Annotated in this window: 12 protein-coding genes; 7 read left to right on the forward strand and 5 right to left on the reverse strand. The window is 71.9% G+C overall.

The genetic code is table 11. From position 1 onward, the window contains the following. Positions 1-240 precede the first annotated feature (240 nt). The 5 genes from OKJ99_RS25050 to OKJ99_RS25070 all read left to right on the forward strand — a co-directional run bounded on the left by OKJ99_RS25050 (position 241) and on the right by OKJ99_RS25070 (position 5,107). On the forward strand, positions 241-1,575 hold the full coding sequence (locus OKJ99_RS25050; RefSeq protein ID WP_326019698.1) for an NAD-dependent succinate-semialdehyde dehydrogenase: 1,335 nt from the start codon (positions 241-243) through the stop codon (positions 1,573-1,575). Between the two features lie 74 nt (positions 1,576-1,649). Continuing rightward, positions 1,650-2,267 (forward strand): TetR/AcrR family transcriptional regulator, encoded by a 618-nt coding sequence (locus OKJ99_RS25055; protein WP_326019700.1) that lies wholly within the window; start codon positions 1,650-1,652, stop codon positions 2,265-2,267. 144 nt (positions 2,268-2,411) lie between these two features. Then, complete coding sequence (locus OKJ99_RS25060; RefSeq protein WP_326019702.1) at positions 2,412-3,644, forward strand: cytochrome P450; 1,233 nt, start codon at positions 2,412-2,414, stop codon at positions 3,642-3,644. A 69-nt stretch (positions 3,645-3,713) separates the two neighbouring features. After that, a complete protein-coding gene (locus tag OKJ99_RS25065) occupies positions 3,714-3,908 on the forward strand; it encodes a ferredoxin (protein WP_326019703.1) in 195 nt (64 codons plus the stop codon). Positions 3,909-3,922: 14 nt separating this feature from the next. Further along, positions 3,923-5,107 (forward strand): NAD(P)/FAD-dependent oxidoreductase, encoded by a 1,185-nt coding sequence (locus OKJ99_RS25070; RefSeq protein ID WP_326019833.1) that lies wholly within the window; start codon positions 3,923-3,925, stop codon positions 5,105-5,107. 107 nt (positions 5,108-5,214) lie between these two features. On the opposite strand, the gene OKJ99_RS25075 is transcribed toward OKJ99_RS25070, so the two are convergent. From OKJ99_RS25075 to OKJ99_RS25095, 5 genes are all read right to left on the reverse strand, one after another. Further along, positions 5,215-6,255, reverse strand: a complete 1,041-nt coding sequence (locus tag OKJ99_RS25075) for an asparaginase (protein ID WP_326019705.1) — start codon at positions 6,253-6,255, stop codon at positions 5,215-5,217. 186 nt (positions 6,256-6,441) lie between these two features. Further along, on the reverse strand, positions 6,442-7,200 hold the full coding sequence (locus tag OKJ99_RS25080; RefSeq protein ID WP_326019707.1) for a dipeptide/oligopeptide/nickel ABC transporter ATP-binding protein: 759 nt from the start codon (positions 7,198-7,200) through the stop codon (positions 6,442-6,444). Next, positions 7,197-9,062 carry a dipeptide/oligopeptide/nickel ABC transporter permease/ATP-binding protein gene (locus OKJ99_RS25085; RefSeq protein WP_326019709.1) on the reverse strand — a complete coding sequence of 622 codons (1,866 nt, stop codon included), beginning with the start codon at positions 9,060-9,062 and terminating at the stop codon, positions 7,197-7,199. Before OKJ99_RS25085 ends, OKJ99_RS25080 begins: the two co-directional genes overlap by 4 nt. Beyond that, complete coding sequence (locus tag OKJ99_RS25090; RefSeq protein WP_326019711.1) at positions 9,062-9,994, reverse strand: ABC transporter permease; 933 nt, start codon at positions 9,992-9,994, stop codon at positions 9,062-9,064. Before OKJ99_RS25090 ends, OKJ99_RS25085 begins: the two co-directional genes overlap by 1 nt. 7 nt (positions 9,995-10,001) lie before the next feature. Next, the gene (locus OKJ99_RS25095) at positions 10,002-11,579 is read right to left on the reverse strand and encodes an ABC transporter substrate-binding protein (RefSeq protein WP_326019713.1); all 1,578 of its coding nucleotides are present in this window, start codon (positions 11,577-11,579) and stop codon (positions 10,002-10,004) included. A gap of 146 nt (positions 11,580-11,725) precedes the next feature. Between OKJ99_RS25095 and OKJ99_RS25100 the strand changes: the two genes are divergently transcribed. Together OKJ99_RS25100 and OKJ99_RS25105 are read left to right on the forward strand one after the other, a co-directional pair. Continuing rightward, complete coding sequence (locus OKJ99_RS25100) at positions 11,726-12,799, forward strand: Lrp/AsnC family transcriptional regulator (RefSeq protein WP_326019715.1); 1,074 nt, start codon at positions 11,726-11,728, stop codon at positions 12,797-12,799. Between the two features lie 102 nt (positions 12,800-12,901). Next, positions 12,902-14,326: an amidase gene (locus OKJ99_RS25105; RefSeq protein WP_326019716.1), complete on the forward strand. Its 1,425-nt coding sequence runs from the start codon at positions 12,902-12,904 to the stop codon at positions 14,324-14,326. The last annotated feature ends 27 nt before the right edge of the window (positions 14,327-14,353 follow it).

Consider the following 14,353-nt stretch of genomic DNA (forward strand, 5'->3'; position numbering starts at 1 on the left):
CCTCTACCCCGAGTCCCCGTCAGCCGGGCCGACCTGTCGCGTGACTGCCAGTGTCCTGCACAGCACCGCTGACCGGAACCGAATCGACGGATTGCGGGCGGTGGCCCGCGAGGACCTCCGGTCGGCCGCCGGTGTCCGCACCGTCCTGGAGCCGTAGGGTTCTTCCCAGTCGGCCTCGCGGCACGTGAGGACCGCACGCCGACCTCGTTGCTTGTTCCCTCGCACACTTCTGGAGATTCGATGTACGCAGTCACCGACCCGGCCACCGGCGAGATCGTCGAGACCTACTCCACCGCCACCGACGCCGAGGTGGCCGCGGCCGTGGACGCCGCGCACCAGGCCACGGCGTGGGGGCGCACCAGCACCGTGGCCGACCGCGCCGCGCTGATGCGCCGCCTCGGCGACCTGCACGCCGAGCACCGCACCGAGCTGACGGACAGCATCGTGCGGGAGATGGGCAAGCCGCGCGAGGAGGCGGAGGGCGAGGTCGACTTCTGCGTGGACATCTACCACTACTACGCCGACCACGCCGAGGAGTATCTCGCCGACGAGGCGGTGAACGTCACCTCAGGACCCGGCCGCGCGGTCGTCCGCCGCAGCCCGGTGGGCGTCCTCCTCGGCATCATGCCGTGGAACTTCCCGGCCTACCAGGTCGCCCGGTTCGCCGCCCCGAACCTCGCCCTCGGCAACACCATCGTGCTCAAGCACGCCCCGCAGTGTCCCGCCACGGCGGCGCTCCTGGAGAAGCTGTGCGGCGAGGCGGGCTTCCCCGCGGGCGCGTACGTCAATGTCTACGCCACCAACGAGCAGATCGCCGACGTCATCGCCGACCCGCGGGTCCAGGGTGTCTCGCTCACGGGTTCGGAGCGGGCAGGGGCCGCGGTCGCCGAGATCGCCGGACGGAACCTGAAGAAGGTCGTCCTCGAACTGGGCGGCTCCGACCCGTTCGTCGTGCTGTCCACCGACGACCTCGACGCGGTCGTGGAGTCCGCGGTCGCCGCCCGCCTCGACAACACCGGCCAGGCCTGCAACGCCGCCAAGCGCTTCGTCGTCGTCTCCGACCTGTACGACGCGTTCGTGGAGAAGTTCGCCGCCCAGCTCCTCGCGGGCCAGTCCGGTGCCCCGCTGTCCTCCGTGGCCGCGGCCGACACGCTGGAGCGCCAGGTGGCGGCGGCCGTCGCCGAGGGCGCCACGCTGCACTCCGAGGGCAAGCGCGACGGCGCCCACTACCCGGCCGGCGTCCTCACCGGCCTGACCACCGAGCACGCCACGGCCCGCCAGGAGCTGTTCGGCCCCGTCGCCATGGTCTTCAAGGCCGCCGACGAGGACGACGCCCTGCGGATCGCCAACGACACCCCGTACGGCCTCGGTTCGTACGTCTTCACCACCGACGCCGCGCAGGCGCAGCGGGTCGCGGGCCGCATCGAGGCCGGCATGGTCTTCATCAACGGCGTCGGCGCCGAGGGGGCCGAGCTCTCCTTCGGCGGCGTCAAGCGCTCCGGCTTCGGCCGTGAGCTGGGCCGGCCCGGCATCGAGGAGTTCGTGAACAAGAAGCTCATCCGTACCGTCGCGTAGGCGTCGGGACAGGCAGCAGGCGGTGGCGTCGACGGGATCCGTCCGGTCGGCGCCACCGGTGGAGGGGGCGCGGGATGGGCGAGGGGTTCAGGCGGCGTGAGCAGAGCCAGCGGGGCGAGGGGGCGGCGCTCAAGGACGAGATCCTGAGGACCGCGGCGCGGATGCTGATGGAGTCGGGCCGAGAAGGGGACCTGTCGCTGCGGGCGGTGGCCCGTGAGGTCGGCATCTCTGCGCCCAGTATCTATCTGCACTTCAAGAACCGGGCGGAGCTGGTGGCCACGCTCACGCAGCGCGCCTACCGGAGGCTGGCCGTGGAGCTGCGTTCGGCCAGGGACGCCGCCGCGGAAAAGGAGCCACATCCCGCGCTGCGGGCGATGGCGCGTCACTACTGCTGTTACGCCCTGGACAACCCGCGCGTGTACCACCTGATGTTCGGCATCGAGCGGATCGAGGTGCCCCGGGACGAAGCGGATCCGAGTCCGATGCGCGAGGTGCTCCAGGTGTGGCTCGACGCGGTGTCGCCGCTGCGGCGCGGTCAAGGGGCCCCGGGCGACGAGCAGTTGGCCGTCCTGCTGTGGGCTTCCCTGCACGGCATCGTGTCCATGGCCGTGGCGCTGCCCTTCCCCACCGACCGGCGGTCGGTGCTGTCGAGGGTGGACGACCTGCTCGGGCTGCTTCCCGACGCGGCGTGAAGTCCCTGCCGCCAGAACGTGCTGGGTGAGAGTCGGCCGGATAACGACGTTTCGACCGGGCACACCTGATCACATGGTTGCCCAAGGCACCTAACACTGTTAGGCATGTGGGGGAAGCAACTCCTCTCCCCACGGAGGCACCCCATGACCCAGACCCCCACCGACACGGCGGTCGGCCTTCCCCAGCACCCGAGCCCGCGTGCGACCGGCTGCCCCTTCGACCCGCCGCCGGCCCTGCACGCCCTGCAGTCCGAACCGTCGCTGTCCCGGGTGCGGATCTGGGACGGCAGCAGCCCGTGGCTGGTCACCCGCTACGACCAGCTGCGCACCCTGCTCGGCGACCCGCGCGTGAGCGCGGACGTCAACGCGCCCGGATATCCGCACACTTCGGCGGGCCGGCGGGCCGGAGCCCAGGCCCGCCAAACGTTCCTGACCATGGACGACCCCGAGCACGCGCGGATACGGCGCATGGTGACCGCGCCCTTCACCATCAAGAAGATGGAGGCGATGCGACCCCCGGTCCAGAAGATCGTCGACGGCCTGATCGACGACATGCTCGCCGGGCCGGCCCCCGTCGATCTGGTCCAGGCGTTCGCCCTGCCGGTCCCGAGCCTCGTCATCTGCGAACTGCTCGGCGTGCCCTACGAGGACCACGACCTGTTCCAGCGCAACACCAGGGTCATCGTCAAACGCGACTCCACACCCGAGGAGACCGTCGCCGCCACCACGGCCCTCGCGGACTACCTGGAGGAACTGCTGGCGGCCAAGGAGGCGCACCCCGAGGACGACCTGCTGTCCGAACTGGCCACCAAGCGGGTGGCCACCGGCGAGATGACGCGTCGCGAGGCGGCGCACATGGGTGTCCTGCTGCTGGGCGCCGGACACGAGACCACCGCCAACATGATCGCCCTGGGCACCCTCGCCCTGCTTCAGCACCCCGACCAACTGGCCGCGCTGCGCGAGACGCAGGACCCCAAGGCGGTCTCCGCGGCGGTCGAGGAACTGCTCCGGTACCTCAACATCACACACTCGGGCCGCCGCCGCGTGGCCTTGGAGGACATCGAGATCGACGGCCAGGTCATTCGAGCGGGCGAGGGAATCGTCTTCGCCAACGAGGTCGCCAACCGGGACCCGCGGGCCTTCGCCGGCGACCCGGACGAGCTCGACATCACCCGCGACTCCCGCCGGCACGTCGCCTTCGGCTACGGCGTGCACCAGTGCCTGGGCCAGCCGCTGGCGCGCATGGAACTCCAGGTCGTCTACAGCACCCTCTACCGGCGCATCCCCACCCTGGCCCTGGCCACCGGAATCGACCAACTGGAGTTCAAGCACGACGGCTTGGTGTACGGCGTCTACGAACTCCCGGTCACCTGGTAGCGCCTCGCCGCCTCCTGCATACGCCCCCTCCTGCACCCGCCCCCCCCACTCAGAGAAACGAGAGCCACCATGCGCGTCACCGTGGACCAGCCCAAATGCGTCGCCTCCGGCCAGTGCGTCATGCTCGCCCCCGACGTCTTCGACCAGGACGACGACGGCATAGTCGAGCTGCTCACCGACACCCCTGACGCCGCACACCACGACGACGTCAAGGAGTCGGCCGCCGTCTGTCCGGCCGCGGCCATCCACCTGGCGGACAAGTGACAACCGGTCGACCCCTGCGCCGGATCGTGATCGCGGGAGCCTCGGCGGCCGGCCTCGCCGCCGCCGAGACCCTGCGCCGCGAGGGTTACGACGGCTCGATCGGCCTCGTCGGACGCGAGCCCCACCAGCCCTACGACCGGCCGCCGTTGTCCAAGCAGGTCCTCTCCGGCGACTGGGACGCCGAACGGACCACGCTGCGACCCGCCGCCGACCTGGCCGCCCTCGACCTGGATCTGCGGCTGGGTACTTCGGCCGCCGCACTGTCCACCGAGGCCCGCACCGTCACCCTCTCCGACGGCGCCACCCTCGACTACGACGGCCTCGTCATCGCCACCGGCGTACGTCCCCGGAAGCTGCCCCAGTGCGCACTGCCCGGCGTGCACGTGTTGCGCGACCTGGAGGACGCCGTCGCCCTGCGGGAGCGGCTCGCCGCGGGACGGCGCCTGGTCGTGGTGGGCGCCGGGTTCCTCGGCGCGGAAGTGGCCTCGTCCGCGCGCGCGTTGGGCGCGCGGGTCACCCTCGTCGAGCCCGCCCCGCTCCCCCTGGCCCATGCGGTCGGCCACGACGTCGGCGCCCACCTGGCACAGGTGCACCGCGAGCACGGCGTGAACCTGCGCACCGGCACCAAGGTCGACGAGTTCGTGACGGAAGCGGCCCGGGTCACCGGGGTGCGCCTGTCCGACGGAACGCTGGTCCCGGCCGACGACGTCCTCGTGGCCATCGGCTCCGAACCCAACACCGAATGGCTCGCCGACAGCGGACTGCGCCTGGCGGACGGGGTGGTGTGCGACCAGTACACGGCCGCCGCACCCGGCGTGTACGCGGCGGGCGACGTCGCCCGCTGGCACAACCCGCTGTTCGGCACGAGCATGCGCATCGAGCACCGCACCAACGCCGCCGAACAGGGCATGGCCGCCGCCCGCAACCTGCTCCGCCCGGAGCAGCCGAGGCCGTTCGCACCGGTCCCCTACTTCTGGTCGGACCAGCACGGACTCAAGATCCAGGCGTACGGGTATCTGCGGGGCCACGACGAGGCGCGCGTCGTCGAGGGCTCCCTCGCCGAGGGACGCTTCCTCGTCGCCTACCGCACCGGTCCGGCCCTGACCGGGGCGCTGGCCATCGGCATGCCGCCCAAGGCACTGCGCCGCTGGCGCGCGGCCATCGGCGCACGGAGCGACTGGCACGCACAGGTCGCGTGACACGCCGGGCCGCGTGCGACACCGGCGCCCGCCCACGAGTGGAGTCGGTGCGACACCTCCAGGGCCCGGCGCGCGGCGCGGTCAGAGGTCGCTGATCCGACCGGCGTTCACACCCCCGCCTCCGGCCGGCGCCCCTCCGTGGCGAGTGCCGCGGACGGGCGCACCGCCCCGACCGGTTCACCGTGCCCGAGGACGGAGGCCTCGGTCAGCGCCGCCAGTCGCGGGTCGGAATCGACGTCGACGCCGAGGTGGCGCAGTGCGGCGGTCATCACCACGGGGCGGGGCCGCTGCGCACCGTCGGCGATCTTGAGGGCGACGGCGGAGCCGTCCGGGCGGGCCAGGGCGTAGACGCCTTCCGCGCCGTCCTTGGCCACGACGCCGGGGAGCGCCCGCATGAGGGTGGTGACGTCGCGGCCGGTGCCGCCCACGTATTCGGGGTGGGTGTTCATCGCGGTGGCCACCCGCTTCTCGTGGGTGCCTTCGGCCGCGGTCGCGATCTTCGCGAAGGCGCGCGCCAGGCCGGTGAGGGTGAGCGCGAACAGCGGGGCTCCGCAGCCGTCGACGCCGACCGCCGTCGACTTCTCCCCCGCGAGGTCCTCCAACGTGTCGCGCAGGGCGAGCTGCAGGGGATGGCCGGGGTCGAGGTAGTCGTCGACGGACCATCCCGCCGCCACGCAGGTGGCGAGCATCGCCGCGTGCTTGCCCGAGCAGTTCATCGTGATCCGGCTGGGGCCGAGACCGGCGGCGAGGTGCGCGGGCTGCGCCTCGGCCCCGATGGGCAGGGCCTCGGTGCACCGCAGCGCGTCCTCGGTGAGCCCCGCACCCGCGAGGATCCGGCGCACCCCGTCGAGGTGGAAGCCCTCGCCCGAGTGGCTGGCGCAGGCGAGGGCGAGCAGTTCACCGTCGAGGTCGAGTCCTGCGCGGAGCATGCCGACGGCCTGGAGCGGCTTGTTGGAGGACCGCGGGTACATGGGGCTGTCGACAGGACCGACCGCGAGCACGGCGGCGCCGTCCGCGTCGAGCACCACGACCGATCCGTGATGCACGGACTCGACGAAGTCACCACGCCACACCTCGGCGAGCACGGGCCACTCCGGCCGCGAAACCGGGGACACGGGCGTGGACTTGCTGGGAGCTGCGGCGGTCATGAGTGTCCTTCGACGGTCAGCGGTGCGGGGCGGTGGCGGGGGACGCCACGACACTTCCAGTGTCGACAGTTATCAGTTTCAGCAGCAAGTGACACCTGTCCACTGTCGTCCGTCCACACTTCCGACTGTGGTCGGAGCAGTACTCCGTCCACGGAGACGCGGTTCGCCACGCCCGTCTCCTGATACTCACCCCGCCGCCGCCAACAGCTTCCGCGTGTACGAACGTTGGGGCGCTCCGTAGACCTCCCCCACCGGCCCCCGCTCCACCAGTTCGCCGTGGCGGAGGACCGCCACCTCGTCGCTGACGTGTCGTACCACCGCCAGGTCGTGCGAGATGAAGACCATCGTGAGGTCGAGGTCGCGTCTCAACTCGGCGAGCAGGTTGAGGACTTCGGCCTGTACCGACGCGTCGAGCGCCGAGGTGATCTCGTCGGCGACGATCACCTCGGGCCGCACGGCGAGCGCCCGCGCCACGGCGATGCGCTGGCGTTGGCCGCCGGAGAACTCGTGCGGGTAGCGGTCGGCGGCGGAGCCGTCCAGGGCGACCGTCTCCAGCCAGTGCGTCACCTCCTCGGCGTGCGCCTTCGCGTCCGCGCCCGCGGGGTCGACGGCCTCGGCGATGGTGCGGCCGACCGTCATGCGCGGATCGAGCGAGGCGTACGGATCCTGCGGGATGAGCTGGATCCGACGGCGTACGGCGGTCAGGGCGCGGCCGGTGAGGCCGGCCAGGTCCCGGCCGTCGAGCGTGACGCGTCCGGCCGCGACCGGGTTGATGCCGACCACCGCCTTGGCGAGGGTGGACTTCCCGGAGCCGGACTCGCCGACCAGGCCCAGGGTGCGGCCCGGGGCCACGCCGAGCGAGACACCGTGCAGGACGGTGCGGGCGCGGCGGCCACGCCCGAAGGCGACGGTGAGGTTCTCGACCGCGAGTTTCATGGGCGTCATGTCGCCGTCTCCTTCGGTGCGGCGGTGGCCGGGGTCCCGTTCACCACGTGGCAGGCCACTTTGTCGACGAGCGGCGGGAGTCGGGTGGCGCAGATCTCGGCCGCGAGATGGCAGCGGGCCGCGAAGGCGCAGCCGGCCGGGCGGTCCCGCGGTGTGGGCGGGCGGCCCGGGATCGTGGCGAGGGGACGGCCACTCACCTCCTGGGCGTCCTCCAGGCGCGGGCTCGCCGCCAACAGGGCCTGGGTGTACGGGTGGTGGGCCCGGCCCGCGCGCAGGTCGGCGGCGTCGAGCTCCTCCACGATCCGGCCCGCGTACATCACCAGGACGCGGTGGCAGAGGGTGCCGACGACGCCGATGTCGTGCGAGATGAACAGCATGCCGGTGCCGTTCGCCTCGTTGACCTCGGCGAGGAGGCGGAGGACCTCGGCCTGGACGGTGACGTCGAGCGCCGTGGTGGGTTCGTCGGCGACCAGGAGTCTCGGGCCCGGCAGGACGGCCGCGGCGATCATCGCGCGCTGGCGCATGCCGCCGGAGAGTTCGTGCGGGTACTGGCGCACCACCCGTTCCGGGTCCTTGATGTGGACCTGGTCGAGGGCCTTGAGCGCACGCTCCCTCGCCTCGGTGCGGCCGACTCCCTGGTGCACGCGGAGCGTCTCCGTGAGCTGGCCGCCCAGGCGCAGCGCCGGGTTGAGGGAGGCGGACGGGTCCTGGTAGACGATGCCGATGTCGGTGGCCAGGCGGGCGGCGTCCAGGGTGTGAGGTCGCGTCAGGTCCAGTTCGCCCACGCGGAGTTCGGCGGCGTGTGCGGTCAGTCCCTGCGGCAGCAGGTGCGCCACCGCCATCGCCGTGAGCGACTTGCCGGAGCCCGATTCGCCGACCAGGCCGATGATCTCGCCGGGCCTGATGTGGAAGGAGACGTGGTCCACCAGGCGGGTGCCGTCGGGGAGTTCGACCGTCAGGCCGTCCACCGCCACCAGGGCGTCGGTGGGCGCCGTGGCTCCGGTCGGTCGGCGATGCGTACCCTCCCGTACCGGCTTCGGCTTCGTCGGTGTGTCGCGCGGGTCGAGCGCCGCGGCCAGACCGTCGCCGACGAAGCCCGCCAGGATGCCGGTGACGGTGATGGCGACGGCGGGGCCGATCGCCTCGGCGGGGTTCGTGTAGAGCGCCTCCAGACCGGAGTTGAGCAGCGCGCCCCAGTCGTACTGCGGGGACTGGACGCCCAGGCCCAGGAAGGACAGTCCGGAGAGCGCGACCAGCACGTTCGCGAACGCCACCGAGAGCAGGACCAGGAGGGGGCCCGAAATGTTGGGCAGCAGATGGCGGGAGAGGACCCGGTGGGGCGGTACGCCCATCAGGCGCGCCGTCGTCACGAAGTCGCGCTGCGCCACCGACGCGGCCATGTTCGCGGTGAGGCGGGCGAAGGACGGGCAGCCGCCGAGGCCGATCGCGACCACGGATGCGGTGGGGCCCGCGCCGACCACGGCCGCGATGACCAGGGCGAGGATCAGCGCCGGGTAGGAGACCAGCACGTCGATCAGGCGGAGTCCGAGCTCGCGCACCCGGGGGCCCGAGACCCAGATCGCCGTGCCGAGGACGATTCCGACGAGCGCCGCGAGCGCGGTGGCGGCGAGCGTCATGACCAGGGTGAGGCGGGTCGCCACCAGGGTGCGGGCGAGGACGTCGCGGCCCAGGGCGTCCGTGCCCAGCAGGTGCGACCCGCTCATGCCCTCGCGGGCGGTGCCGGTGAGTTCGGTGGCCTGGGTGTTCCACAACAGCGGGGCCAGGATGCCCAGTACGGCGATCAGGGCGAGGCCGGTGAGGGCCGCGACCAGGGCCGGGTTCCAGCGGATACGGGTGCGCATCAGTGGGCCACCTTTCCGGCCGGGGCACGCGGGTCGAGCAGCCCCAGCACCACGTCCACCATCAGATTGAGCAGCGCCGCGAGCAGCCCCAGGACGAGCACACACCCCTGGATCACCGGGTAGTCGCGGACGAGGATCGCCTCCACCACCCGCTGGCCCATGCCGGGCCACGCGAACACGGATTCCACGATCACCGTGCCGCCGAGCAGCGACGCGAGGATCAGTCCGCCGAGGGTGAGGGTGGCGGTGAGCAGGTTCGGCAGGGCGTGCCGGGCGTACAGGCGCAGCCATGGAAGGCGTCGGCCGCGCGCGGTGCGCATGTAGTCCTGGGCGAGGACGCCCGCCGCCTCGCGCCGCACGATGCGTGCCATCACGCAGGTGCCGGGGATCGCGATCGCGGCGATGGGCAGCACGAGCGACGGGAGTGTCTCCGCGCCCGCCGCCGGGAACCAGCCCAGGTTGATCGCGAAGATCAGCACCAGCAGTGTGCCTATGACGTATTCGGGTGTCGCTCCGACCAGGCCCGTGCCGAACGTGAACGCGCCGTCGGTGCGGCGGCTGCCGCGCGCCGCCACCGCGAGGCCGATCGGGACGGCGAGGAGCAGCACCACGAGCACCGCGGGGAACGCGATCTCCGCGGTGAACGGCAGCCGTGTCACCACGATGTCCGCGACCGGCTCCTTGGTCTGGAAGGAGGTGCCGAGGTCGCCGTGCAGGAGCCCGGACACGTAACTCCAGAACTGTGCCAACAGGCTGCCGTCCAGGCCGAGTTCACGGCGGACCCGCTCGATGTCGACGGCCGAGGCGTCCGTGCCCGCGACGACCCGCGCCGGGTCTCCGGGGATCAGCTGGACCATCAGGAACGTCGCCGCGACCAGCGTCGCCGCGACCGCGACGACGCCCGCCAGACGGCGCAGGAAGAACCGGAACATCGGCGGATCAGCCCGTCACCCGGAGCGAGGAGAGCGACAGGGCGCCCGCCGGGGCGGTCACCGCGATCCCCTTGCGCGCCACGTAGTTGAGGTTCACCGTCGCCAGCGGCACCACGTCGTTCGCCTTCAGGATCGCCTCCTGGGCCTTCTGCCACGCCGAGCACTTGGTGTTCTGGTCGGTGGCCGTGGTGGCGGCGACGTACGAGGCGAGGAACTTCTTGTTGTCCGCGCCGCCGAAGTTGAGGCCCTTGGCCGGGGAGTCACCGACGAAATAGGTGCCGCCGCGCGCCAGCGAACCGGAGATCAGCGGGAAGACGGTGACGTCCCAGTCGCCCTGGTTGCCGAGGATGTCCGTGCCCCAGGTCGCGTTGTCGGCGTTGGACAGCTTCACGTCGGCGCCCGCCGCCCGCAACGCCTCCTGCACATAGGTGTTTCCGGCGCCCTGGGCGACCGCGTTCGACCCTTCGAGCTTGATCTTCACACCCTTGAGGGTCTTGGCGGCCGCCGCCTTGTCGGTCTTCGTCAGCAGCGAGGCATCCGTCGACACGCAGGCCGACTTGGCGTCGACGTAGGAGGTCATCTCCTGGCCCGCGCCGCCGAAGACCTTGTTGAACGCCTTCGCGTCCACCGCCTGCGCCACCGCCTTGCGGACCTTCGCGTCGGCGCCCGGGTGGCCGGACCGCTGGTTGAAGGCGATGAAGTTGCGGATGAACGGCGCCTGCGTGAGCGCGTACTTGTCGTTCTTCGCGAAGCGCGCCGCGTCCGGTCCTGTGAAGGAGGCGAAGTCGAGGGCGCCGGTGGAGAGTTGGTTGGCGATGGTCGACTCGTTCTTGACGACCTGGAGCTTCAGCACGTCGGCGGGCCTGCCGGTGGTGGACAGGGAGCCGTACTGCGCGAACGCGTCGTAGCCCTTGCGCAGCTTCAGCTCGTACGAGGAGCCGCGCGCCGCCTTCACCATCTCGTACGCACCCGTGGCCGCGCCCTTGACCGCCCCGGTGGCGAGCTTCTTGTCGCCCGCCTTGATGCCGGGCTCGCACACGATGCCCGCGGCGGTGCCGGACAGGCCGTTGAGGACCTCGCCCCACGGGGTCGCGGTCTTGATGGTGACGGTGCCGGCCTTGTCGTCGCCGGTGATCGTCGTCTTCTTGCCGGTGTTCGCGGCGCCGAAGGTGAGGGTGGCGGACGCGGACGTGGCCCGGTAGCGCTCCAGGGAGGCGGCGACCTGGGCCGGCGTGAGGTCCTTGCCGTCCGAGCAGGTCAGGCCGTCCTTCAGCGTGAAGGTGGTGCTGGTCGGGGTCTGCTCCCACTTGGCGGCGAGACCGGGCACGAACTTTCCGCCGTCGTCCTGGCCGATCAGCGGCTGGTAGAGGAGGCCCGTGACCATGTAGTCGCTGGCCGCCGTCCCCCGCGCCGGGTCGAACGACGTCACGTCGGAGGTGACCCCGACCTTGACCGTGCCGCCGGACGCGGCACCGCCCGCACCCGTCGAGCCGGACGAGTCCGAGCCGCTGGTGGTACACGCGGAGGCGAGCAGGGATGTGGCGGCGACCGCGATGGCGCCGCTCAGAAACCGCGTACGGTGCATGTCGAACTCCCAGGGACTGGCTGGCTGAGGGTGACTGGCGAGGGCAAGTGGTGTCTGGCCGGAACGCAGTGTGACGCGGGCTACAGAACCGCCCCCTTCCGGCCCCACCGGGAAATTGCAAGAATCCGCAGCCGGAGGCGGATCTCATGCACGAAACCGCAGCACACCCCGGCCCGGAGGCCGACAGGCCCCTCGGTGCCACCCAGGGCGCGACAACACTCGATGAACTCGACCTGGCGCTCGTCAACGCCCTGCAACTGGCACCCCGCGCCCCTTGGTCCCAGCTCGCGGGACCGCTCGGCGTCGACGCCGCCACCCTGTCGCGCCGCTGGTCACGGCTGCGGGACAGCGGTGCCGCCTGGGTGACCTGCTACTCGGCGGCCGGCCAGGTGGTGTTCGGCTCGCTCGCCTTCGTCGAGGTGAACTGCGCCCCGCAGGCCCGCGAACGCCTCGCCGCCCGGCTGGCCGGGCACCCGCACGCGGTGAGCGTGGAACTCGTGGCGGGTTCGTGCGATCTGCTGCTGACCGTCGCCGCCGCCTCGACCCGCATGATGAGCGAGTACGTCCTGTCGCTGGCGCGCGACCCGGACATCACCGGCACCCGCACGCATCTGGTGCAGCGGCTCCACCAGGAGGGCAGCCAGTGGCGCCTGGACGCGCTCAGCCGGGAGCAGCAGCGGGGCCTCGAACACGACACCACCGGCAGCGCCGACCGCATCGTCACCCCCGACGAACGCGCCCTGATGCTGGCCCTCGCCGAGGACGGCCGCCGCCCCGTCGCGACGCTCGCCGCACTGCTCGGGCGGCCCGAGTCGACGGTGCGGCGGCTGCTCGCCGGGGTGCTCGGGGGCGGCAAGGCGGTGCTGCGCTGCGAGGCGGCCCACCTGCACGCGGGGTGGCGCACCACGGCGACGCTGTGGATGGCGGCGCCGCCGACCGAACTGGAGGCGGCGGCCGAGGAGTTGACACAGCTGCGCGACACCCGGCTGTCGGCGTCCGTGGCCTCGGAGGCCAATCTGGTGGGCGTGGTGTGGATGCACGGCATGGACGACCTGTCGCGCTACGAGGCGCGGGTGGGGGCGAAGTTCCCGGCGCTGCGGGTGCTGAACCGGGCGGTGACGCTCCGCTGGATCAAGCGGATGGGGCGGCTGCTCGACGGGGAGGGGCGGAGCGTGGGCTGCGTGCCGATGGATGTGTGGCAGCCGGTGTCCGCGACGTAGGCTCGTGCGTCACGTAGGCGAATTCGGCTCAGCCACCCCGGAGATCTGGCGGATCCGTGCAATCCCGCGCCCGTCCGCGGCACATCGCCGAAGGTGACCCGCATGACTTCCACCGAACTCACCTACCTCAGCGCCACCGAGGCCCGCCGCCTGTTCGCCTCCCGGGAGCTGTCCCCCGTCGAGCTGATGCGCGCCGTCATCGCCCGCACCGAGCTGGTCGAGCCGAAGATCAACGCCTTCACGGAGCACCTCTTCGACGAGGCCCTGGAGCAGGCGCGGCAGGCCGAGGAGACGTACCTCGGCAGGAACGGCCGCGAACCGCGCCCGCTGGAGGGCATCCCGGTGGCCGCCAAGGAGAAGCACGGGATCCGCGGGCGTTCCCTCACTCAGGGCTCGCTGACCCGCAAGGACGAACTCGCCACCGAGAACCACCCGTTCGTCGACCGGATCCTCGGCGCGGGCGGCATCATCCACGCCCGGACCGCGACCCCCGAGTTCTCCATCGCGACGTTCACGCACACCCGCCTGTGGGGTGTCACCCGCAATCCGTGGAACACCGAGTTCACGCCGGGCGGTTCGTCCGGCGGCTCGGGTGCGTCCCTCGCGGCGGGTACGTCCCTGCTCGCGTCCGCGTCCGACATCGGCGGCTCGACCCGCATCCCGGCGGCGTTCACCGGCACCGTCGGCTTCAAGGCGCCGTTCGGCCGCAATCCGGGGTACGGCCCGATGGCGGCCGACCACTATCGCGGCGACGGCCCGATGGCGCGCACCGTCGACGACGTCATCGCCTTCCAGAACGTGCTGTGCGGCCCGGACCCGCGCGACCATGCCACCATCCGCCCCAAGTTGACGCTGCCGGCGGTGTACGACGACGTGGCGGGGATGCGGATCGCGCTGTGCGTACGCCTCGGCGAGTACGACGTGCACCCCGAGGTGGAGGCGAACCTGCGGGCCACCGCGGCGGCCCTCACCGAGGCCGGCGCCCACGTCGAGGAGATCGAACTCCCGTGGACCCGTGCCGACCTGCTGACCTCGGTCGCCGGCCACTTCTCCACGATCTTCGGCGCCCAGGTCACGGAGATCGCCCGGACCCGGGCCGACGACCTGACGCCGTACGCCCGCAATTTCGTCGCCGCGATGGCACGCGCCCGCGAACGCGTCAGCTACCTCGACAGCCTGGACGCCGAGCACCGCCTGCAGCAGCAACTCGCCGCCGCCATGGCCCCGTTCGACGCCCTGCTGTGCCCGACGACGGCGATCCCCGGCTGGCACGCGGGCGACGACCTCGCGGACGAGAAGGTCGTCGTGGACGGCGAGGAGACCGTCGAGTCCCTCTGGTGCGCCATGACCAACCCCTTCAACATCAACAACCGCTGCCCCGTCCTCAACGTCCCCTCGGGCATGTCGAGCTGGGGCGTCCCGACCGGCATCCAGATCGTCGGCCACACCTACGACGACCCGACGGTCTTCCGCATCGGCAAGGCGGTGGAGTCGGCGCGTCCGTGGTCGTACGAGGCGCTGGTCTGAGGGGGCAGGGCGCGGCGGTCACTCGAC

The organism is Streptomyces endophyticus, assembly GCF_035798155.1.
Lineage (GTDB): Bacteria > Actinomycetota > Actinomycetes > Streptomycetales > Streptomycetaceae > Streptomyces > Streptomyces endophyticus.

What these genes read in the sequence shown, in the direction of transcription:
- OKJ99_RS25050 (WP_326019698.1), top strand. Translation starts at nt 241, where the DNA reads ATGTACGCAGTCACCGACCCGGCCACCGGCGAGATCGTCGAGACCTAC.
- OKJ99_RS25055 (WP_326019700.1), top strand. Translation starts at nt 1,650, where the DNA reads ATGGGCGAGGGGTTCAGGCGGCGTGAGCAGAGCCAGCGGGGCGAGGGG.
- OKJ99_RS25060 (WP_326019702.1), top strand. Translation starts at nt 2,412, where the DNA reads ATGACCCAGACCCCCACCGACACGGCGGTCGGCCTTCCCCAGCACCCG.
- OKJ99_RS25065 (WP_326019703.1), top strand. Translation starts at nt 3,714, where the DNA reads ATGCGCGTCACCGTGGACCAGCCCAAATGCGTCGCCTCCGGCCAGTGC.
- OKJ99_RS25075 (WP_326019705.1), bottom strand. Translation starts at nt 6,255, where the DNA reads ATGACCGCCGCAGCTCCCAGCAAGTCCACGCCCGTGTCCCCGGTTTCG.
- OKJ99_RS25080 (WP_326019707.1), bottom strand. Translation starts at nt 7,200, where the DNA reads ATGACGCCCATGAAACTCGCGGTCGAGAACCTCACCGTCGCCTTCGGG.
- OKJ99_RS25085 (WP_326019709.1), bottom strand. Translation starts at nt 9,062, where the DNA reads ATGCGCACCCGTATCCGCTGGAACCCGGCCCTGGTCGCGGCCCTCACC.
- OKJ99_RS25090 (WP_326019711.1), bottom strand. Translation starts at nt 9,994, where the DNA reads ATGTTCCGGTTCTTCCTGCGCCGTCTGGCGGGCGTCGTCGCGGTCGCG.
- OKJ99_RS25095 (WP_326019713.1), bottom strand. Translation starts at nt 11,579, where the DNA reads ATGCACCGTACGCGGTTTCTGAGCGGCGCCATCGCGGTCGCCGCCACA.
- OKJ99_RS25100 (WP_326019715.1), top strand. Translation starts at nt 11,726, where the DNA reads ATGCACGAAACCGCAGCACACCCCGGCCCGGAGGCCGACAGGCCCCTC.
- OKJ99_RS25105 (WP_326019716.1), top strand. Translation starts at nt 12,902, where the DNA reads ATGACTTCCACCGAACTCACCTACCTCAGCGCCACCGAGGCCCGCCGC.